Here is a 19,246-nt window from a genome sequence, read left to right as displayed (position 1 = left end):
GCCATTTGTTCGGGACCGATCGCTGCCGAGCCGATCACCGCGGGACGGAGCGCGCGACGCGGAATCCCACGTCGTCGATACGGAAGGTCGGGTGGCTGCGGCGCCGCACCGAGGCCCGGCAGCTCCACTCCTCGTCGAACCATCCGGCGCCCCTGAGCACCCGGTAACTGCCGTAGACCTCGGGGTCGTAGAGGTCCCAGCACCACTCCCACACGTTGCCCAGCATGTCGTGCAGGCCCCACGCGTTGGGGCGCTTGCCGCCCACTTCGTGGATGCGGTCCTGGGCGTTGCCGCGCTGCCAGGCGATCTCGTCGAGCGGCCCGTACCGCGGTCCCTCCGTGCCGGCCCGGCAGGCGTACTCCCACTCGGCCTCGGTCGGCAGCCGGTACCCGTCGGCTGCCGCGTCCCACTCGGTCCCCTCCGCGCCGTGACCGTGACCGTCACTGGCGCCGTCGCCTGGGATGCGGTACGCGGGTGTCAGCCCCTCACGTACGGACAGGGCGTTGCAGTACCGGACCGCGTCGCCCCACGAAACGCCCTCGACGGGCAGCCGGTCGCCGGTCGCCGTGCTCGGCCGCGCGCCGGTGACCTCTGCGTACCGCGCCTGGGTGACCGGATGCGAGGCGAGACAGAAGGCCGCGAGCTCGACCGGCCAGCTGCGCCGGGTCCGACGGTCCGACAGCGTCACGCACCCCGCCGGAACGGCGATCATCCCGTGCGCCGAGTTCGCGTGCCCCGAGTTCGTGTCTGCCGGGCTCGCTTCCGCTGGGGCTGCTTCCGCCGGGTTCGCTTCCATGAGTCGGCGAGCGTATCAACGCCCTCACCCGGGCAGCGAGCGGGTTTCCGGGCGGCGCCGGCCGACCGGGCTGAGGGGCCACACCGGGCGGAGGGACCGTACGACATCACCCTGCGCACAGCCGGTCCAGTGCCGACCGGCTCTCCTCATCCGCGGCGCGGTAGATCACCAATCGCTGGTCCGGGTCCTGGAGCGGCATCAGTACTTCGAAATGCACTGCCATCAAGCCGGCGTCAGGATGCCGGATCAGCTTGCTCCCGCGGCCGTTGACCTGGACGTCCCGCTCGGCCCACAGGCGCGCGAATTCCTCGTCCTGCGTGGTGAATTCGGTGATGAGGTCGGTCAGCGCCCGGTCCTCCGGATGCGCGGCCCACGCGGCACGCAGATGAGCGATCCCCTCCCGTACGACACGTTCGCGGTCGACGTAGAACTCACGCACCTCGGGGTGCATCAGACACAGCCACATCGAATTGCGCTGCGCCGGCGGCAGGGCGCCGAAATCCACCAGCAGCCTCGCCATTTCACCGTTCCAGGCCAGGATGTCGTAGCGGTGATTCATCAGCATGGCGGGCAGCGGCGACAGGTCGTCGACCAGCCGGGCCAGCGGCGGCGCCGCGGCGGTGGCGAGCGGGTCGGCGTTGCGGGGGCGCTGCTGGGCCAGGTCGAAGAGGTAGGCGCGTTCGGCGGGGGCCAGGCGCAGCGCCCCGGCCAGCGCCTCCACCACGTCCGCCGAAGGCCGCAGGCCGCGGCCCTGTTCCAGCCGTACGACGTAGTCGACGCTGACCCCGGCCAGCTCGGCGACCTCTTCGCGGCGCAGTCCCGGGGTCCGCCGGGACTGCCGGCGGGACGGCAGGCCGAAAGCGTGCGGGTCCAGACGTTCGCGCCGGGTCCGCAGGAAGGCGGCCAGCTCCTGTGTCGCGTCCACGGTGCGGGTCATGACGTCCGAGCGTAAGGGCTGTCCCGTACCGGCAGGGTAGGACTGGCGTTCCCAGGAAATTCCTTCCCTTATCCCGGCCCCCCTGCGCTCGGAGACTTGTGCCCGACAACGGATCACAAGCGCAGGAGGACACGATGTCGCTCACCCTCGACAGCTACCGGCTGCTGGGCCGCTCCGGGCTGCGGGTCTCACCGCTGGCACTGGGCGCGGCGACCTTCGGCACCGAATGGGGCTGGGGCGCCGAGCAGGACGAGGCGCGGAAACTGTTCGACCTCTACGTGGAGCGCGGCGGTAACTTCATCGACACCGCGAGCACGTACACCAATGGCAGCTCCGAGCGTCTGCTGGGTGAATTCACCCGTGACAACCGCGAAAGCCTGGTACTGGCCACGAAATACTCGACGCTGCGCAGGCCCGGCGATCCGAATTCCGGGGGAAATCACCGTAAGACCCTGTTCGCTTCGGTGGAAACCAGCCTGCGGCAGCTGAATACGGACTACATCGATCTGCTCTATCTGCACCTGTGGGACTTCACGACGCCGGTCGAGGAGATCCTGCGCGGCATGGACGATCTGGTCCGGCAGGGCAAGGTCCTGTACGTGGCGATCTCCAACTCCCCGGCCTGGCAGGTGTCGCGTATGCAGGCGATCGCCGACCTGCGCGGCTGGTCGCCACTGGTCGCGCTGCAGATCGAGTACAACCTGATCGAGCGGACCGGGGAGCGTGACCTGATCCCGATGGCGCGCGAGATGGGGCTGGGGGTGATCCCGTGGTCGCCGCTGGCCGGCGGGGTGCTCACCGGCAAGTACAGCCGTCACGACCTGACCGCGGCGGACGGCGAAGGGGTCGAAGGGCGCACCGTGACCGCCGACGGCACCCGCAGGAGCGTCACCATCGCCAACGGCGCGCTCACCGAACGCAGTCTCGCCATCGTGGATGTCGTGAAGGAGGTCGCCGCCGAGCTGGGCCGCACCCCCGCACAGACCGGGCTGGCCTGGACGCTGCAGAACCCGGGCGTGACGGCCCCGGTCATCGGCGCCCGCACCGCCGCGCAGCTGGAGGACAACCTGGGCGCCCTCGACGTCGACTTCACCGCCTCCCAGCTGGCCCGCCTGGACGAGGCCGGAGCGATCGAACTCGGCTTCCCGCACGACGTACTCGCCCGCGACACGACCCGCGCACTGACCCGCGGCGACATGAGGATCGAAGCCCGCCGCTGACGACGGCGCCGGGGGGCTGGGGACGGCACACGGCAGCGCTGCCGCCGCCCTGGGCGCGGTCACCTCCGCCCCACATCATTGGCCGTCGACACCGGGATGGCCTCGCTGCTCATGCTGCTGACGGCGGTCGACGAGGGCCTCGGCGCATGCTTCTTCGGGATCATGCCCGAGCATCTCCAGCCTTTCCGGGCCGAGTTCGGGATCCCCGGCACGTACGACCCCATCGGCGGGATCACGGTCGGCTACCGCGCCGATGACCTGCCCCCGCAGGGTGCCCGTGTCGGGGAACGCCGACGCGCCAGGGCCGAGGTCGTCCACCGCGGCCACTGGGGCCGGCACGCCTGAGGCCGCCCCTCCGGGCTCCGGTGCCCTCCGACCCGGACGGGACGCGGAGGGCCCGACGACCGCGGCGGAAGAACCGGATTCCCGTTCGATACGGGCGGGGCTCTGGATAGGGTTGGCGCTTCTGGTGCACAAGGGAAACCACCCGTAACACGCCCGTGGAGGCACACATATGAGACCGACCCGCGCCGCGCTCTTCGTCGCCGTCACCGCCCTGACACCCGCGCTGCTTCTCGCGGCCCCGGCGTTCGCCGCAGCGCCGACGGCCGCACCGCCGACGGCGACCGCGACTGCTTCCACCAACTCCGACACCCCGGTGGACGAGATGACGGAGGCCGAACTGCGCGCCGCGATAGCCGACATCCTCGCGACGAACACTGGCAGGGCAGTCGTACGAGAAGCCGGCAAGGCTCTCGAAGGCACCGCGGAGGACATGCGGGCGTTCCTGGAAACCGGCTTCCAGAAGGCCCGGTTCGAGGACGACCAGGTCGCCATCGCCCGCATCCTCTACACGGCGACCGAGAACGGCGACAAGGCGGTCATCAAGGGCTGCAACACTGCCCTCGACACCGGCACCCCCGAAGCAGCACGAACCTTCCTGGAAACCGGGTACCGGCTCGCCCAGGCCGAGGACGACGCCTTCTACATCGCCCGCATGCTCGCGGACCCGGACCTCAGCGACGCCCTGCGCACCGCCGCAGGCAAGGCCCTCGACGACGGATCGCCCGAGGCCCTGCGGTACTTCCGGCTGACCGGACAGTACGAGGTGGCCGGCCAGGGCCTTTCATGAGGCGCTGAGGCACTGAGGGGCTGAGGCACTGAGGGGCTGTCGGTCGGATCATGCCGCAGCCGCGGGGGCTCTCCCCCCCCTGCGGCCTGATCCGCAGGACAGCCCGGTGCGATCGCCCGCCCGGAGAGGCCCTAACTCCCCGTACTCCGGTACGACCTCAGCCCCACCCGCCAGGCCGCCCCCGCCACCGCGCAGCACACCGCGGCCACCACCGGGGGCAGGAACGCCAGCCACCCCGGCAGGCCCAGTGGGTACGGGCGGCCCAGTACGTACAGTGCGGGCAGCCAGTTGACGAAGGCCAGCGGGATCACGAAGGTCACCCCGCGCACCAGGTCCTTCGCGAAGAGCGTCGGCGGGTACTGAAGCAGCGTCACTCCGCCGTACGTGAAGGAGTTCTGCACCTCCGACGCGTCCTGCGCCCAGAACTGGAACGCCGCGCCCAGCACGAAGACCGCCGAGAAGACCACCCCGCCGCTGATCAGCATCATGGGCATCATCAGCACCTTCAGCGGCGTCCAGTGGACGTCGACGACCGCCACCCCGTACCCGAGGATCAGCACCCCCTGGGTGATCCGGCCCAGCCTGCGCAGGGCGAAGCGGTCGGCGGCGATCTGGGCGAGCACCGGGACGGGGCGCACCAGCAGCGTGTCCAGCGTTCCGTCCCGCACCCGGCGGCCCAGCCGGTCCATCGAGCCCATCACGAGGTCGGAGAGGCCGAAGGCGGTCGACGCGGTGCCGTACAGAAAGGCGATCTCGCCCAGCGAGTAGCCGCCGAGCCGGTCGACGTGCGAGAACATCAGCAGGATCGCCGCGAAGTCGAGGCCGGTCGCCAGGAAGTTGCCGAAGGCCGTCATCGCGAACGACGCCCGGTACGCCATCGTCGAACGGACCCACATCCCGGCGATCAGCCAGTACGCCCGCAGCCCCTCAACCACCCTGCACCACCACCCTCCGGGTCGCGGCGGACTGGAGCAGCCGGCCCGCACCGAGCAGCACCACCGCCCAGCCGAGCTGGAAGGCGTACGCCGTCACCAGGCCCCAGCCGGTCCGCCGGCCCAGCAGGATGTCGGCCGGGACCTGGAGCAGCACCGACCAGGGCAGCACCCTGGCCACCTCGCCCAGCAGCCCGGGGAAGAGGTTGAGCGGCAGCAGCATCCCGGAGAAGAACATCCCGGCGATCCCCGCGATCTGTGCGACGCCCGCCCCGTCCATCAGCCAGAACGCGGCGAGCGCCACGAGATAGCGGATCGCGAAGCTGACGACGACCCCGAAGAGCAGCGAGACCAGGAACGCGAGCCACACGAGAGGATCGGCCGGCAGCGCGAGGCGGAAGGCCAGCGCCCCCAGCGCCATGGGCGCCACCCCGCGTCCGATGAGCTGGAACCCGGCCCGGCCCAAGTCGCTCGCCAGCCACCAGAGTTGCAGGTCGGCGGGGCGGTAGAGGTCGATCGCGATATCGCCGGTGCGAATGCGCTCGATGAGTTCGTCCTCCAGGCCGCCGCCCAGCAGCGCCATCGTCGTCAGCATCGCCTGGCCGAGCCACACATAGGTGAGGGCCTGCGACTGGTCGTACCCGCCGAGGTGCGGGCGCTCGTTCCAGAGCGCGATGTAGGTGTACGCCATGATGAAACCGAAGACGGTGTTGGTGAACACCCCGGCGGCCGTCGCCACCCGGTAGGTCGCGAAGCGCCGGAACCCCCCTGCGGCCACGACCGCGTACAGCCGCATCCCTGAGATCCCCTCGCGCCGCCCCGTACAAGCACCAAAGCGCCCGACCTTAGTCCAACGGGGCCCGCGCCGCGACCGGATAACGGGACGGACCTGACCGGCGGAAATAACGCGGCCCGACGGTCCGCGCAGCTCGAACCGGGCGCCCCGACAGTGTTTTATGGGCGTACAGAGCGATTCACCCGATACGACACCCTTGTGCCGGACGCTGGAGAGACAGTGAGCGACGAGCAGCCACAGCAGCCCGGCCGGCCCCCGCACGACCACGGGGGCGGCGGCGACGGCGGTCCGGCCGGGCCCACGGGCCCCGGGGCCTCCGCCGGGGCCGGCGGACCGGCCAAGAAGCGCAAGCGCCCCCGGCGCACGGGGTGGCGCCGGATGATCCCCACCTGGCGGCTGGTGCTCGGCGCTGTTCTGCTGATCGTCCTGCTGGTCGCCGGGGGCCTCATCGCCGGCTACAACCTCGTCGACATCCCCGCCGCCAACACCGCGGCCACCGCGCAGAGCAACGTCTACCTCTACTCCGACGGCACCGAAATCGCCCGCGACGGCCAGGTCAACCGCGAGAACGTACCGCTCGCCCAGATCCCCATCGGCGTGCAGCGCGCCGCGCTCTCCGCCGAGGACCGCGACTTCTACTCCGAGAGCGCCATCGACCCCGAGGCCATCGCCCGCGCCGCCTGGAACACCGCGACGGGCAAGGGCACCCAGGGCGGCTCGACCATCACCCAGCAGTACGTCAAGAACTACTACCTCGGCCAGGAACAGACCATCAGCCGCAAGGCCAAGGAGTTCTTCATCTCGATCAAGCTGGACCGCGAGGAGAGCAAGGACGACATCCTCGCGGGCTACCTGAACACCAGTTACTTCGGGCGCAACGCCTACGGCATCCAGGCCGCTGCCCAGGCGTACTACGGCAAGAACATCCAGGACATCGACATCGCCCAGGGCGCCTACCTGGCGTCCCTGCTCAACGCCCCCAGCGCGTACGACGTCGTGGAACACCCGCAGAACAGGGGCCGCGCCGAGGCCCGCTGGAACTACGTGCTCGACGGCATGGTCAAGAAGAAGTGGCTCAGCCCCGGGGCCCGCGCCAAGGAGAAGTTCCCGGTGCCGCAGAAGGTCAGGCCCTCGTCCGGTCTCTCCGGACAGCGCGGCTATCTCGTCCAGGCCGTCAAGGACGACCTCACCAGCAACAAGGTCATCGACGAGGACACCCTCGCCACCGGCGGCTACCGCATCACCACCACCCTCCAGCGCGGCAAGCAGGAGGCGCTCGCCAAAGCGGTCCGCGACCAGGTGACCAGCAAGCTCAGCAAGAGCCGCAGCGCCGACCGGAACGTCCGCGTCGGCGGCGCGTCGGTGGAGCCCGACACGGGCAAGGTCGTCGCGATGTACGGCGGCATCGACTACACGAAGCAGTACGTCAACAACGCGACCCGCCGGGACTACCAGGTCGGCTCCACCTTCAAACCGTTCGTCTTCGCCTCGGCCGTGGAGAACCGCTCGACCACCCGCGACGGGCGCAGGATCACCCCGAGCACCATCTACGACGGCACCAACCACCGCACGGTGCAGGGCCCGAAGGGATCCACCGGCTACGCCCCGGGCAACGAGGACGACGTGTCGTACGGCAACATCACCGTCGCCACCGCCACCGACAAGTCCGTCAACGCGGTGTACGCGCAGATGGCCGAGGACGTCGGCCCGGCCAGGGTCGAGCAGACCGCGATCGACCTCGGCATCCCGAAGAACACCCCCGACCTCAACCCGTACCCCTCCATCGCGCTCGGCCCCTCCACCGCCAGCGTGCTGGACATGAGCGAGGCGTACGCGACACTCGCGGGCCACGGAAAGCACGGGACGTACACCATCGTCGAGAAGGCCACCAAGAACGGCCGGAAGCTGTCGCTGCCGAAGAAGAGCACCGTCCAGGGCGTCAGCCGGCAGGCAGCGGACACCACGACATCGATCCTCAAGAGCGTCGTCGCGAGCGGCACCGGCACCGCGGCCAAGACCGCGGGACGGCCCGCGGCGGGCAAGACCGGCACCGCGGAGAACGACAAGGCGGCCTGGTTCGCCGGCTACACCCCCGACCTGTCGACGGTGATCTCCGTGATGGGCCAGGACCCGAAGACCGGGGTGCAGAAACCGCTGTACGGGGCGCTCGGCCTGCCCCGTATCAACGGCGGCGGCGCACCCGCGCAGATCTGGGGCCAGTACACGGGGGCCGCACTCGCCGGCACCCCCCGCACGGCCTTCCACCTCGACCTCCAGTCGGGTGCGCACCAGGACGCGCTGCCCACCCCGGCCAAGAGCTCCGCGTCCCCCTCGTCGACGGCGTCGCCCTCCCCGTCGGACGGGACACCGACCGGGCCGTCGTCCGCACCGCCGAGCACCGAGCCCAGCGCGACCGCCCCGGAGCCGTCGGAGACCCCCAGCGGCGAGAACCCGGGCGTGATCGGCGGACTGACGGACGGCGGTACGGACACGGGCGGCGGCGGGGACGGGGGAACAGACGGCGGCACCGGGGACGAGACGGGCGGCGGCACCACGGGCGGCTGAAAGGGTGTGCGGATCAGTGATCCGCTTGGCAGGGTGGACTCATGAACCCCCCGCACCACACCACAGCCACCACAGCCGCGATCAGCACGCCCCTGACCCCGGAGCTCATACGAGGCGCCCTCGACCTGGAACGCACCGCACACGGCCTCCTCCCGCACCGGCTCCCCGCCCGGGCCCGCGCCCAGCACTCCGACGGGCAGCTGGCCATGGCGGAGGCCCAGCCCTCCGGCGTACGGCTGGTCATCCGTACCAGCGCCACCACCATCGAACTGGACACGCTCCGCACCAAGATGGCCTACCAGGGCGTCCCGCCCCGGCCCGACGGGCTGTACGACCTGATCGTCGACGGACGCCTGGCCGACCAGGCATCCGTGACCGGCGGGAACATCCACCTCGTCGACCTGACCACCGGTACGGCGGAGACCCGGCCCGGCCCCGTCGGGACCGTCCGGTTCAGCGGCCTGTCCGCGGAACCGAAGGACATCGAGATCTGGCTGCCGTACAACGAGGTCACCGAACTGGTCGCGCTGCGCACCGACGCCCCCGTCGAGCCCAGGCCCGACCGAGGCCGCAAGGTGTGGCTGCACCACGGCAGTTCGATCAGCCACGGCTCCAACGCCGAGAGCTCCAGCACCACATGGCCGGCCCTGGCCGCCGCACTCGGTGACGTGGAACTCACCAACGTCGGGTTCGGCGGCGGCGCACTGCTCGACCCGTTCACGGCCCGCGCCATGCGGGACACCCCGGCGGACCTCATCAGCGTCAAAATGGGCATCAACATCGTCAACGCCGACCTGATGCGGCTGCGCGCCTTCACCCCGGCCGTCCACGGCTTCCTCGACACGATCCGCGAGGGACACCCCACCGCACCGCTGCTGGTCGTCTCGCCGATCCACTGCCCCATCCACGAGGACACCCCGGGCCCCTGCGCCCCGGACTTCAGCGACGGGACGGTGCGGTTCCGCGCCACCGGGGACCCCGCGGAGCGGGCCGCCGGAAAGCTCACGCTCAACGTCATCCGGGCGGAACTCGCCCGCATCGTGGCACAGCGGGCGGCCGACGACCCCCATCTGCACTACCTCGACGGCACCGAGCTGTACGGCGAGGCGGACTTCGCCGAGCTGCCGCTGCCCGACCAGCTCCATCCGGACGCGGCGGCCCACCACCGTATCGGCGAACGCTTCGCCGGCCTGGCCTTCGGCGCCACCGGACCGTTCACGGCCCGGCGCGCCTGACCCGCACAGCTCCTAATGCCCGGACGTGGCCTTCAGACCGACGACCGCGACCAGCAGCAGACAGACGAAGAAGATCCGGGCGGCGGTGGTGGGCTCCCCCAGCACGACCATGCCGAGCACCGCCGCACCGGCCGCGCCGATCCCCACCCAGACGCCGTACGCCGTACCGATCGGCAGGGTCTTGGCCGCCTGCGACAACAGCAGCATGGACGCGACGATGCCCGCGCCGGTGAAGAGGCTGGGCCACAGCCTCGTGAAACCTTCGGTGTACTTCATCCCGATCGACCAGGCCACTTCGAGCAGACCAGCGACGACGAGCAGAATCCAGGCCATGACGGCACCTCCGCGAGACGGATCAGCAGGGTGCGTCGTCTTTACAGTCGATCAGCCGATCTGCCCGGTACGGCGCGTCTCGTCGGGGTCGTTCCACCGTAGCAAACCCCTGCGGGGTGCTACAGCCGAGCGCTACAGATACAGCCCGGTGGAGTCGTCGGACACCCGCTCCGAAGCCACCGCGTGCAGATCGCGCTCCCGCATCAGGATGTACGGCACGCCCCTGACCTCCACCTCGGCCCGGTCCTCCGGGTCGTACAGCACCCGGTCCCCCGGCACCACGGTGCGGACGTTCTGCCCGACCGCCACCACTTCGGCCCAGGCCAGCCGCTTGCCGACGGCGGCGGTGGCCGGGATCAGAATGCCGCCGCCGGAGCGCCGCTCGCCCTCCGGGCTGTCGGACTTGACCAGCACGCGGTCGTGCAGCATCCGGATGGGCAGCTTGTCGTCGTGGGTGTTCTCGCTCACGGACTCGAACCTACCTGGCCGGGGGCCCGGTGTTCACCGAAGGGTCCGCGTTCACCGGAGCGACCGCGTACGCGAAAGACCGCGCCCCGGCCACCGGCCGACCGGGGCCGCATGCCCGTCCAGCCACCGGACAGGCCACCGGGCAGCCACCGGACAGTCAGCGGGACCGGACGGCCGGCGGCACCGGGCCGCCAACAGGACAGGGCGGCCGGCGGGACCGGACGGGGCAGCAGGACGGGACGGCCGGCGGGACCGGACCGTCAGCAGCGCCGCCGCTTGGCCGATACGACACACAGGCCCACCAGGCCCACCGTGAGGAGCGCCACCGGGATCACCCGCTCCAGACGTGGTGCGCCGTCCTCCGTGACGAACTGCGCGCGCACGCCGTTCGCCGTGCGGTTCAGCGCGACGAAAGCGCGCCCCGCGGTCTGGTCGACGGCCGATGTGACCTTGGCCTTGGCATCCCCCACGATCGTGCTGGGGTGCAGCCGCACACCGATCTCGTCGAGCGTGTCCGCGAGATCCGCGCGCCGGGTCTCGATGTCCGCCTCGATCTGCGCCGGGGTCCTGGCATCCGTGGCATCCGACACTGCGCTGCCTCCGTGGTCGTGTCCGGTAGTCGTTGCTCGACAGTCTGTCAGCTCCAGCGGGAACGCACCCCGCGGCACCCCTATTACGCTCTGCCCCATCCGTACCTCACGGTCACCAGATCCTCCCGAGGAGAGCTTGATGAGCGAGCGACTGCAGCCCGGCGACACCGCCCCCGACTTCACCCTGCCCGACGCCGACGGCAACGAGATCTCCCTCGCCGCACACCGGGGCCGCAAGGTCATCGTGTACTTCTACCCGGCGGCGCTCACCCCTGGATGCACCAAGCAGGCATGCGACTTCACCGATAATCTGGAATTCCTGGCGGGCGCCGGATACGACGTCATCGGGGTCTCGCCGGACAAGCCGGAGAAGCTCGCGAAATTCCGCGAGCAGGAGTCCCTGAAGGTCACGCTGGTCGGCGACCCGGCCAAGGAGACCCTCGCCGCATACGGCGCATTCGGCGAGAAGAAGCTCTACGGCAAAACGGTGACGGGCGTCATCAGGTCGACGATCGTCGTCGACGAGAAAGGCAAGGTCGAACATGCCTTCTATAACGTCAAGGCCACCGGCCACGTAGCCAAAATCATCAAGGATCTCGGCCTCTGAGACGCGGCCCCGACAGCCGAGAAGTTGCGGGAGTGGCCGGTATCCACTGAAAATACGTGACCAAGGTCCCAATTCTTCGGAGCCCTGGTTTGCGATCGCCATCGCTGTGCAGAAGAGCCTCCTGCGTGTTTTTGTATGCCCACAGAGAGGACGACCACCATGGCGGACACCGGCCACCAGACCGCCGCCGACCCCGAGGCGGTCAAACGCCACCGCGGTCTCTTCCGGGTCATCGACCGCCGGAAGAACCCGCGGCTGCGCCGCACCGACATCACGGTGACGGACGAGGTCGCGATCAAGCGGGCGGTGAAGGCGGCCAGTCTCGGTAATGCCATGGAGTGGTTCGACTTCGGCATCTACAGCTACCTCGCCTCCACGATCGGCCACGTCTTCTTCCCCGGCGGAAGCAGCACGGTCCAGCTGCTCGCCTCGTTCGCCACCTTCGCGGTCGCGTTCCTGATCCGCCCGGTCGGCGGCATGGTCTTCGGCCCGATGGGCGACAAGATCGGCCGCAAGAAGGTCCTCGCCATGACCATGATCATGATGGCGATCGGAACCTTTGCTATCGGGGTGCTTCCCTCGTACGCGACGGTCGGATTCTGGTCCCCCGTCCTGCTGATCTTCTTCCGCCTGGTGCAGGGCTTCTCCACCGGCGGCGAGTACGGGGGCGCGTCGACCTTCATCGCGGAGTACGCGCCGGACAAGCGCCGCGGGTACTTCGGCAGCTTCCTGGAGTTCGGCACGCTGGCCGGATATGTCGGCGCGGCCGGCCTGGTCACACTGATGACCACGCTGGTCGGCTCCGGCGGCATGGACAGCTGGGGCTGGCGCGTGCCGTTCCTGGTGGCCGGGCCGCTGGGCCTCGTCGGTCTCTATCTGCGGCTCAAGCTGGACGAGACACCCGCCTTCCAGCGCCTCACCGGCGAGAACGTGGGCGCCGGCGAGGCGGCCGACGCGGTCGAGACCACCGCCAAGGGCGACCTCAAGGCGATCTTCCGGGACCACTGGCGCGCGCTCGTCCTGTGCATCTGCCTGGTCGGCGCGTACAACATCACCGACTACATGCTGCTGTCGTACATGCCGACCTACCTCTCCGACGAGCTGGGCTACGGCGATACGCACGGCCTGCTGGTCCTGCTGGGCGTCATGGTCGTGCTGATGCTGATCATCAACCAGGTGGGGAAGCTGAACGACCGCTTCGGCCGTAAACCGCTCCTGATGGCGGGCATGCTCGGCTTCCTCGTCCTGTCGCTCCCCGCCTTCCTGCTGATCCGCCAGGGCTCCATCCCGGCGATCATCATCGGTATGGCGATGCTGGGCCTCTCGCTGGTCTGCATGCTGGGCACGATGTCGGCGGCGCTCCCGGCGCTGTTCCCGACGCAGGTCAGGTACGGGTCGCTGTCGGTGGGCTACAACCTCTCGACGTCCCTGTTCGGCGGGACGACCCCGTTCGTGATCACCGCGCTGATCAGCCTGGCCGGCACCAATCTCATGCCGGCGTTCTACGCGATGGGGGCGGCGCTGGTGGGCGTGATCGCGGTGCTCTGCATGAAGGAGACCGCCCAGCAGCCACTGGAGGGCTCCCCGCCCTCGGTGGAGACGAAGGAGGAGGCGGCCGAGATGGTCGAGTCCCAGGCCCCGGAACCCCGCTTCTGACCCCCTCCCGAAGCCCCCTGGCGGCCCCCTGACCGCCCCGCCCTGGCGACCACTCCCCGGCGCCCACGACGGCCCGTACCGGCCCCCACCCGGTACGGGCCGCTCCGCTTCCCGGACGTGACGCCCGGGTCCGCGGTTCGTTACTCCGTACGAGGCCACGAACGTGTGACCGGGACGGAGGGGGAAACCATGACCGACCCGTACGAGCGGGAGACACTCGCCCGGGCTGTGGCCGAGTCCCGGAGCTGGGCCGGCGTGCTGCGCCGGCTGGGCCTTCGCAAGAGCGGTGGACGGCACCGGGTGCTCCGGGCGAGAGCCGCCGCCCTCGGCATCGATACCAGCCACTTCCAGCGGCGCAGCCCCTATCGCCGGTACACGGACGAGGCGATAGCCGCAGCGGTCAGTACGTCCTGCACGCTCCGCGAGGTCGTGGTCAAGCTCGGCGCTCCGCCCGCGGCCGGCACCCTCTCGCACATCCGGCGGCGCATCGCCGCGGCCGGTATCGACGTGAGCCACTTTCCCGCTCTGAATCGTCCGGCAGAACCGCAGCTCCTCTTCACCGTCGAGGAGCTGCGGAACGCGGCCGCCTCGGCCGACAGTGTGCGCGGGGCGGCGCGGTCACTCGGGCTGGCCGACGGGGACAGCCGGTCACGGACGGCGTTGGGAGGGATGTTCAGGAAGCACGGCATCGACACCTCGCATTTCCGCAACGCGCGGGTGACGGTCAACGAGGACGCGCTGCGAGCGGCGGTACCGGGGGCCACCAGTTACGCGGACCTGATGCGGTCACTCGGCCTCGAGGTGAACGACACCAACCATCGCCGCGTTCGCCGGCGCGTGCTGCAACTCAAGCTCGACACCGGCCACTTCAAGCGCCGCACCTGGGGGCCGGTGCGCGTGCCGGAGTCGCGGCCGGTCGCGCCGCGGACCCTGGTCGTGATGTCCCCGGGGTCCCCGCGCACGAACCGGTCCAGGCTCCACCGTGCCCTCCAGGAGGCCGGCGTCCCCTATCGCTGCGAGTCCTGCGGCAATCCGGGCGAGTGGCGTGGCCGGCCGATCACGCTCCAGATCGACCATGTCAACGGTGACTGGCTCGACAACCGCCGGGAGAATCTCCGGTACCTGTGCCCGAACTGTCATGCACTGACCGACACCTGGTGCCGGAAGCGCGGGAAGCAGTCGCCGGAGGCGTGACCGTGGAGGGTGCGACATCCCCCGTACGACTGTCGGCCGAGTACCATGAGCGGCATCCTGCGGCCTTGGCGCAGCTGGTTGACGCGATCGGTTTAGGTCCGGTTTGTCCGTTTGGACTAGGTGGGTTCGAGTCCCACAGGCCGCACATGGCCGGAGGGGCACTCCGCACTGCGGAGTGCCCCTCCGGTGTTCACCGGCTCAGCCCAGCAGTTCTCGCACCACCGGGACCAGAGCGCGGAATGCCTCGCCGCGGTGGCTGATCGCGTTCTTCTCCGTTGCCGTGAGTTCCGCGCAGGTGCGGGTCTCGCCCGACGGCTGCAGGATCGGGTCGTAGCCGAAGCCACCGCTGCCCGCCGGAGTGGTGCGGAGGGTGCCCTGGAGGCGGCCCTCGACCACCCGTTCCCTGCCGTCGGGGAGTGCCAGTGCGGCCGCGCAGGCGAAGTGGGCGCCCCGGTGCGGGTCGTCGATGTCCGAGAGCTGGGCGAGCAGCAGGCGGAGGTTGGCCTCGTCGTCGCCGTGGGTGCCTGCCCAGCGGGCCGAGAAGATGCCGGGGGCGCCGTTCAGTACGTCCACGCAGAGGCCCGAGTCGTCGGCGACGGCGGGCAAGCCGGTGGCCTGTGCCATGGCGTGGGCCTTGAGCAGGGCGTTCTCGGCGAAGGTGACGCCGGTTTCCTTGACGTCCGGGATGTCGGGATACGCGTCCGTGCCGACCAGTTCGTGGGGCAGGCCCGCGTCGGCGAGGATCGCTTCGAGTTCGGTGATTTTCCCGGCGTTGCGGGTGGCGAGGATCAGACGGGTCATGCGTCCAGTATCAGTCCGCTGCCGGGGGCGGCGGACGCGGCCTCATCGCCCGTCCGCCGCCTCCCGCCCCCGTCCGTTCTCCGTCCGTTCCTTGTCCGTCCTCGTCCGCCCCGCGCGTCCTCGCCGGGCGGCCCGGGCCGCTACTTGCCGAGCGCCTCGGTCTGGAGCGCGGTGAGATCGGCGCAGCCCCCGGTGGCCAGGTCGAGCAGGGCGTTGAGTTCCTTGCGGTCGAAGGGCTCGGCCTCGGCCGTCCCCTGGACCTCGACGAAACGGCCGTCGCCGGTGCAGACGACGTTCATGTCGGTCTCGGCGCGCACGTCCTCCTCGTAACGCAGATCGAGCAGCGGTGCGCCGTCGACGATGCCGACGCTGACCGCGGAGACCGTGTCGGTGAGGGGCTTGCGGCCGGACCTGATGAGCTTCTTGGACTGGGCCCAGGTGACCGCGTCGGCCAGCGCGACGTACGCGCCGGTGATCGCGGCGGTGCGGGTGCCGCCGTCGGCCTGGAGGACGTCGCAGTCGAGGACGACGGTGTTCTCGCCGAGGGCCTTGTAGTCGATGACCGCGCGCAGCGAGCGGCCGATGAGGCGGGAGATCTCGTGCGTACGGCCGCCGATCTTGCCGCGGACGGATTCCCGGTCGCCCCGGGTGTTGGTGGAGCGCGGGAGCATCGAGTACTCGGCGGTGACCCAGCCCTCCCCGCTGCCCTTGCGCCAGCGCGGTACGCCTTCGGTGAAGGAGGCGGTGCAGAAGACTTTGGTGTCTCCGAAGGAGATGAGGACGGAGCCTTCGGCGTGCTTGCTCCAAGCGCGCTCAATGGTGACCGGGCGGAGTTCTTCGGGTGTGCGGCCGTCGATACGAGACATGGGGGCGAGCCTATCGGCCGCGGTGGGGCGGGGTGTCCGGGACCGGCGGCGGGGCGAGGGGTCCGCCGCCGGCGCGGGGTGCCCGCCGCCCCTCCGTCTGCGAGTGCGGGATGCCCCACCGCCTCCCCGTCGGCCGGCGCGGGATACTCCGACGCCCCTCCGTCTGCGAGTGCGGGGTGTCCGCCGCCCCTCCGTCTGCGGGCGCGGGGCACCCCGCAGCCGTTCGCCTGCCGGTCCTGGGCTTCTCAGCCGTTCACATCATGTCCTCGATGTCGGCCGCGATGGGGTCGGCGTCGGTGCCGATGACGACCTGGATCGCGGTGCCCATCTTGACGACGCCGTGGGCACCCGCGGCCTTGAGCGCGGCGTCGTCCACGAGGGAGGCGTCCTTCACCTCGGTGCGCAGCCGGGTGATGCAGCCCTCGACCTCTTCGATGTTGTCGAGGCCGCCGAGCCCCGCGACGATCTTCTCAGCCTTAGTGGCCATGTCTGACTCCTGAGTGTCTCCTGGCGGCCCGGCTCTCCGGTCCGTTTCGTCACGTTAACCCACGATTGGACCCCTTATACGAGCGGGCGCCCGTGCCGCCTCGCAAGATGGCGGTCACCGGTGCAGCGCCCGGGACACAGCAGCGGATCGCGCCATGGGTGGTCCGCAGCCAGGACGGCGACTGCCAGCAGGCCGACGCAGGAGGACGCCGAATGAGCACCAGCAGCGCGGCCGTGCCACAGACACCACCGGCGAAGAAGTGGTGGAACGGCCTCTTCCAGGGGCTCCAGAAGGTCGGCCGCAGTCTGCAGCTGCCGGTCGCGGTGCTGCCCGCGGCCGGTCTGCTGGTCAGTCTCGGCAATCTCTTCACCGCGTATCTGCACGGGGCTTTCTGGGACAAGACGGCCAAGGTCTTCCTCGCGGGCGGCAACGCGATCCTTGACGGGGCGTTCGGTCTGCCGCTGCTCTTCTGCATCGGTGTCGCGATCGGCTTCGCGAAGAAGTCGGACGGCTCGACGGCGCTGGCCGCGGTGGCCGGGTTCCTCGTCTACCACGGGGTCCTGGGCGCGTTCCCGATCGGCGGCTCGGTGACGAAGGCGCTCCCCGAGGGCACCCCGCAGAACCCGGGCGTTCTCGGCGGCATCCTCATCGGGCTGCTGACCGCGATCGTCTGGCAGCGGTTCCACCGCACCCGGCTGGTCGACTGGCTGGGCTTCTTCAACGGCCGCCGTCTCGTACCGATCCTGATGGCCTTCATCTGTGCCGCGCTCGGTGTGGTGTTCGGGCTGCTCTGGCAGCCGGTGGGGGACGCGCTGACCTGGTTCGCCAAGCATCTGATCGATCTCGGCGCCTGGGGTGCGGCGATCTTCGGGGTGGCCAACCGGCTGCTCATCCCGATCGGTATGCACCAGTTCCTGAACACGTTCTTCTGGTTCCAGGCGGGCAGCTACACCAAGCCCGGCGGCGGCGTGGTGCAGGGCGACCTGACCCGCTTCTTCGCCGGTGACCCGTCGGCCGGGCAGTTCATGTCGGGCTTCTTCCCGATCATGATGTTCGGTCTGCCCGCCGCGGCCCTGGCCATCGCGCACTGTGCGCGGCCGGAGCGGCGCAAGCAGGTCATGGGGCTGATGATCTCGGTGGCGCTGACCTCGTTCGTGACCGGGGTGACCGAGCCGCTGGAGTTCTCGTTCATGTTCGCGGCGCCGCTGCTGTACGGGGTGCACGCGCTGCTGACCGGTGCGTCGATGGGGATCACCTGGGCGCTGGGGGTCCACGCGGGGTTCAGTTTCTCGGCCGGTCTCATCGACTACGTCATCAACTGGCACCTCGATACGAAACCCTGGCTGATCATCCCGATCGGTCTGTGCTTCGCGGTGGTGTACTACGTGGTCTTCCGCTTCGTGATCACGAAGTTCAACGTGATGACGCCGGGGCGTGAGCCGGACGAGGAAGTCGAGGACGCCGCCAAGCCGTGACGGTACGACGCCCGCGGGCCCCGGAACCAGTACCGGTTCCGGGGCCCGCTCCGCGTGGTGCGCGGGTCAGATCTCGTACACCGCGCCGGGCTTGGCCAGCTCCACCGGGCCGTCGTACACGGCCTGCGCGTCCGCCAGATTGCGTTTGGCGTCGGTCCACGGCGGGATGTGGGTCAGCACCATGCGCCGCACACCGGCGCGCGTCGCGTGTGCGCCGGCCTCGCGGCCGTTGAGGTGGAGGTCGGCGACGTCCTCCTTGCCGTGCGTGAAGGACGCCTCGCAGAGGAACAGGTCGGCGCCCACGGCCAGTTCGTGCAGCGGGTCGCAGACGCCCGTGTCCCCGGAGTAGGTGAGCGAACGGCCGCCGTGCTCGATCCGGATGGCATATGCCTCGACCGGGTGGCAGACCTTCTCCGTACGCACCGAGAACGGCCCGATGTCGAACGAGGCGGACTTCAGGGTGCGGAAGTCGAAGACCTCCCCCATCGACGAGGACGAAGGGGTGTCGGCGTACGCGGTGGTCAGCCGCTCGGCCGCCCCCTCCGGCGCGTACACGGGGATCGCGGGGCAGCGCCCGCCGTCGTGCCGGTAGTAGCGCGCGACGAAGTACGCGCACATGTCGATGCAGTGGTCCGAGTGGAGGTGGCTGAGGAAGATGGCGTCGAGGTCGTAGAGACCGCAGTAGTGCTGCAGCTCGCCGAGGGCGCCATTGCCCATGTCGAGGAGCAGCCGGAAGCCGTCGGCCTCTACGAGGTAGCTCGAACAGGCCGATTCCGCGGATGGGAACGACCCCGAGCAGCCGACGACGGTGAGCTTCATGGAGTGGGAACCTCCGTGGACGGGCCGGGCCCCGCGCGCCCGGCAGGACGCCGAAGCGGTCCGTCGAGCCTAAGGCGCCGGAGCGTTGCCCGCTCCTCCACAGGTCGCCGTTGTGGGGGAACTCACCTGCACTGTCACCGGTTCGGGTGGGCGGCGTGACCCCGCGGGCCCGCTGCGGTGTGCTGCCGGGCCGTACCGGGCGCCCGGGGCCACCGGTACGGTCCTGGGTATGGATACGACGTGGTTGCTGGCGCTGGTGGCGGTCGTGCTGGTTGCCCTGGTCGCCTCGATCGTCGACGGGCGGGCGCGGGGCGGGCGGCGGCAGCGGGGCCGGCGG

Annotated in this window: 19 protein-coding genes, 1 tRNA gene and 1 pseudogene; 10 read left to right on the top strand and 11 right to left on the bottom strand. The window is 70.2% G+C overall.

The annotated features are described in order from the left end of the window. Window positions 1–34: 34 nt before the first annotated feature. The gene (locus G3I19_RS08355; RefSeq protein WP_164261457.1) at window positions 35–712 is read right to left on the bottom strand and encodes an SUMF1/EgtB/PvdO family nonheme iron enzyme; all 678 of its coding nucleotides are present in this window, start codon (window positions 710–712) and stop codon (window positions 35–37) included. A gap of 190 nt (window positions 713–902) precedes the next feature. Beyond that, a complete protein-coding gene (locus G3I19_RS08350; RefSeq protein WP_164261379.1) occupies window positions 903–1,733 on the bottom strand; it encodes a helix-turn-helix transcriptional regulator in 831 nt (276 codons plus the stop codon). Window positions 1,734–1,867: 134 nt separating this feature from the next. Between G3I19_RS08350 and G3I19_RS08345 the strand changes: the two genes are divergently transcribed. The 3 genes from G3I19_RS08345 to G3I19_RS08335 all read left to right on the top strand — a co-directional run bounded on the left by G3I19_RS08345 (window position 1,868) and on the right by G3I19_RS08335 (window position 4,085). Next, window positions 1,868–2,953 (top strand): aldo/keto reductase, encoded by a 1,086-nt coding sequence (locus tag G3I19_RS08345; RefSeq protein ID WP_164261378.1) that lies wholly within the window; start codon window positions 1,868–1,870, stop codon window positions 2,951–2,953. 78 nt (window positions 2,954–3,031) lie between these two features. Then, window positions 3,032–3,298 carry a nitroreductase family protein gene (locus G3I19_RS08340; RefSeq protein ID WP_239074067.1) on the top strand — a complete coding sequence of 89 codons (267 nt, stop codon included), beginning with the start codon at window positions 3,032–3,034 and terminating at the stop codon, window positions 3,296–3,298. Between the two features lie 169 nt (window positions 3,299–3,467). After that, the gene (locus tag G3I19_RS08335) at window positions 3,468–4,085 is read left to right on the top strand and encodes an ALF repeat-containing protein (protein WP_164261376.1); all 618 of its coding nucleotides are present in this window, start codon (window positions 3,468–3,470) and stop codon (window positions 4,083–4,085) included. Between the two features lie 131 nt (window positions 4,086–4,216). Here the strand turns inward: G3I19_RS08335 and G3I19_RS08330 are convergent, their stop codons facing one another. After that, window positions 4,217–5,071: an ABC transporter permease gene (locus G3I19_RS08330; RefSeq protein ID WP_343235024.1), complete on the bottom strand. Its 855-nt coding sequence runs from the start codon at window positions 5,069–5,071 to the stop codon at window positions 4,217–4,219. After that, window positions 5,013–5,813 carry an ABC-2 family transporter protein gene (locus G3I19_RS08325; RefSeq protein ID WP_164261373.1) on the bottom strand — a complete coding sequence of 267 codons (801 nt, stop codon included), beginning with the start codon at window positions 5,811–5,813 and terminating at the stop codon, window positions 5,013–5,015. The genes G3I19_RS08330 and G3I19_RS08325 overlap by 59 nt, the downstream gene beginning before the upstream one ends. A 219-nt stretch (window positions 5,814–6,032) precedes the next feature. Here G3I19_RS08325 and G3I19_RS08320 point away from each other — a divergent pair, with 219 nt between their 5' ends. Together G3I19_RS08320 and G3I19_RS08315 are read left to right on the top strand one after the other, a co-directional pair. Next, entirely contained in the window at window positions 6,033–8,378 is a 2,346-nt protein-coding gene (locus G3I19_RS08320) for a transglycosylase domain-containing protein (RefSeq protein ID WP_343235023.1), read from the top strand. A 41-nt stretch (window positions 8,379–8,419) separates the two neighbouring features. Continuing rightward, window positions 8,420–9,613 carry a GDSL-type esterase/lipase family protein gene (locus tag G3I19_RS08315; RefSeq protein ID WP_164261370.1) on the top strand — a complete coding sequence of 398 codons (1,194 nt, stop codon included), beginning with the start codon at window positions 8,420–8,422 and terminating at the stop codon, window positions 9,611–9,613. Window positions 9,614–9,625: 12 nt separating this feature from the next. On the opposite strand, the gene G3I19_RS08310 is transcribed toward G3I19_RS08315, so the two are convergent. The 3 genes from G3I19_RS08310 to G3I19_RS08300 form a co-directional block, all read right to left on the bottom strand. Beyond that, complete coding sequence (locus G3I19_RS08310) at window positions 9,626–9,946, bottom strand: multidrug efflux SMR transporter (RefSeq protein WP_164261368.1); 321 nt, start codon at window positions 9,944–9,946, stop codon at window positions 9,626–9,628. Window positions 9,947–10,078: 132 nt separating this feature from the next. After that, a complete protein-coding gene (locus tag G3I19_RS08305) occupies window positions 10,079–10,414 on the bottom strand; it encodes a co-chaperone GroES (RefSeq protein WP_164261365.1) in 336 nt (111 codons plus the stop codon). Window positions 10,415–10,674: 260 nt separating this feature from the next. Continuing rightward, on the bottom strand, window positions 10,675–11,004 hold the full coding sequence (locus tag G3I19_RS08300) for a DUF3618 domain-containing protein (protein ID WP_164261362.1): 330 nt from the start codon (window positions 11,002–11,004) through the stop codon (window positions 10,675–10,677). A gap of 139 nt (window positions 11,005–11,143) precedes the next feature. Between G3I19_RS08300 and bcp the strand changes: the two genes are divergently transcribed. From bcp to G3I19_RS08280, 4 genes are all read left to right on the top strand, one after another. Then, complete coding sequence (gene bcp, locus G3I19_RS08295; protein WP_164261360.1) at window positions 11,144–11,611, top strand: thioredoxin-dependent thiol peroxidase; 468 nt, start codon at window positions 11,144–11,146, stop codon at window positions 11,609–11,611. 159 nt (window positions 11,612–11,770) lie between these two features. Further along, entirely contained in the window at window positions 11,771–13,267 is a 1,497-nt protein-coding gene (gene proP, locus G3I19_RS08290) for a glycine betaine/L-proline transporter ProP (protein WP_164261358.1), read from the top strand. A gap of 189 nt (window positions 13,268–13,456) precedes the next feature. Further along, entirely contained in the window at window positions 13,457–14,461 is a 1,005-nt protein-coding gene (locus G3I19_RS08285; RefSeq protein ID WP_164261357.1) for an HNH endonuclease signature motif containing protein, read from the top strand. Window positions 14,462–14,520: 59 nt separating this feature from the next. Beyond that, window positions 14,521–14,606: transfer RNA gene (locus tag G3I19_RS08280), tRNA-Leu, on the top strand. 53 nt (window positions 14,607–14,659) lie between these two features. Here the strand turns inward: G3I19_RS08280 and rdgB are convergent. From rdgB to G3I19_RS08265, 3 genes and pseudogenes are all read right to left on the bottom strand, one after another. Further along, window positions 14,660–15,262, bottom strand: coding sequence for an RdgB/HAM1 family non-canonical purine NTP pyrophosphatase (rdgB, locus tag G3I19_RS08275; RefSeq protein ID WP_164261355.1), 603 nt, complete (start codon window positions 15,260–15,262; stop codon window positions 14,660–14,662). A gap of 140 nt (window positions 15,263–15,402) precedes the next feature. After that, the gene (rph, locus tag G3I19_RS08270; RefSeq protein WP_164261353.1) at window positions 15,403–16,128 is read right to left on the bottom strand and encodes a ribonuclease PH; all 726 of its coding nucleotides are present in this window, start codon (window positions 16,126–16,128) and stop codon (window positions 15,403–15,405) included. A 253-nt stretch (window positions 16,129–16,381) separates the two neighbouring features. After that, a pseudogene (locus G3I19_RS08265) lies at window positions 16,382–16,651 on the bottom strand (PTS glucose/sucrose transporter subunit IIB); the annotation flags it as partial. A 176-nt stretch (window positions 16,652–16,827) separates the two neighbouring features. Here G3I19_RS08265 and G3I19_RS08260 point away from each other — a divergent pair. Continuing rightward, window positions 16,828–18,090, top strand: a complete 1,263-nt coding sequence (locus G3I19_RS08260; protein WP_164261349.1) for a PTS transporter subunit EIIC — start codon at window positions 16,828–16,830, stop codon at window positions 18,088–18,090. A gap of 66 nt (window positions 18,091–18,156) precedes the next feature. Here the strand turns inward: G3I19_RS08260 and G3I19_RS08255 are convergent, their stop codons facing one another. Continuing rightward, the gene (locus G3I19_RS08255; protein ID WP_164261348.1) at window positions 18,157–18,909 is read right to left on the bottom strand and encodes an MBL fold metallo-hydrolase; all 753 of its coding nucleotides are present in this window, start codon (window positions 18,907–18,909) and stop codon (window positions 18,157–18,159) included. Between the last annotated feature and the right edge of the window lie 337 nt (window positions 18,910–19,246).

This window comes from Streptomyces sp. SID10853 (assembly GCF_010548145.1).
Classification (GTDB): Bacteria; Actinomycetota; Actinomycetes; order Streptomycetales; family Streptomycetaceae; genus Streptomyces.
The sequence above is the reverse complement of the archived record's forward strand: the minus strand, read 5'-3'. Positions and strand labels throughout refer to the sequence as shown.

Excerpts from the sequence above, each read along its gene's own strand:
- bcp (WP_164261360.1), top strand. The coding sequence starts at position 11,144 with ATGAGCGAGCGACTGCAGCCCGGCGACACCGCCCCCGACTTCACCCTG.
- G3I19_RS08355 (WP_164261457.1), bottom strand. The coding sequence starts at position 712 with ATGATCGCCGTTCCGGCGGGGTGCGTGACGCTGTCGGACCGTCGGACC.
- G3I19_RS08350 (WP_164261379.1), bottom strand. The coding sequence starts at position 1,733 with ATGACCCGCACCGTGGACGCGACACAGGAGCTGGCCGCCTTCCTGCGG.
- G3I19_RS08260 (WP_164261349.1), top strand. The coding sequence starts at position 16,828 with ATGAGCACCAGCAGCGCGGCCGTGCCACAGACACCACCGGCGAAGAAG.
- G3I19_RS08325 (WP_164261373.1), bottom strand. The coding sequence starts at position 5,813 with ATGCGGCTGTACGCGGTCGTGGCCGCAGGGGGGTTCCGGCGCTTCGCG.
- rph (WP_164261353.1), bottom strand. The coding sequence starts at position 16,128 with ATGTCTCGTATCGACGGCCGCACACCCGAAGAACTCCGCCCGGTCACC.
- G3I19_RS08310 (WP_164261368.1), bottom strand. The coding sequence starts at position 9,946 with ATGGCCTGGATTCTGCTCGTCGTCGCTGGTCTGCTCGAAGTGGCCTGG.
- G3I19_RS08335 (WP_164261376.1), top strand. The coding sequence starts at position 3,468 with ATGAGACCGACCCGCGCCGCGCTCTTCGTCGCCGTCACCGCCCTGACA.
- G3I19_RS08315 (WP_164261370.1), top strand. The coding sequence starts at position 8,420 with ATGAACCCCCCGCACCACACCACAGCCACCACAGCCGCGATCAGCACG.
- proP (WP_164261358.1), top strand. The coding sequence starts at position 11,771 with ATGGCGGACACCGGCCACCAGACCGCCGCCGACCCCGAGGCGGTCAAA.
- G3I19_RS08255 (WP_164261348.1), bottom strand. The coding sequence starts at position 18,909 with ATGAAGCTCACCGTCGTCGGCTGCTCGGGGTCGTTCCCATCCGCGGAA.
- rdgB (WP_164261355.1), bottom strand. The coding sequence starts at position 15,262 with ATGACCCGTCTGATCCTCGCCACCCGCAACGCCGGGAAAATCACCGAA.
- G3I19_RS08345 (WP_164261378.1), top strand. The coding sequence starts at position 1,868 with ATGTCGCTCACCCTCGACAGCTACCGGCTGCTGGGCCGCTCCGGGCTG.
- G3I19_RS08285 (WP_164261357.1), top strand. The coding sequence starts at position 13,457 with ATGACCGACCCGTACGAGCGGGAGACACTCGCCCGGGCTGTGGCCGAG.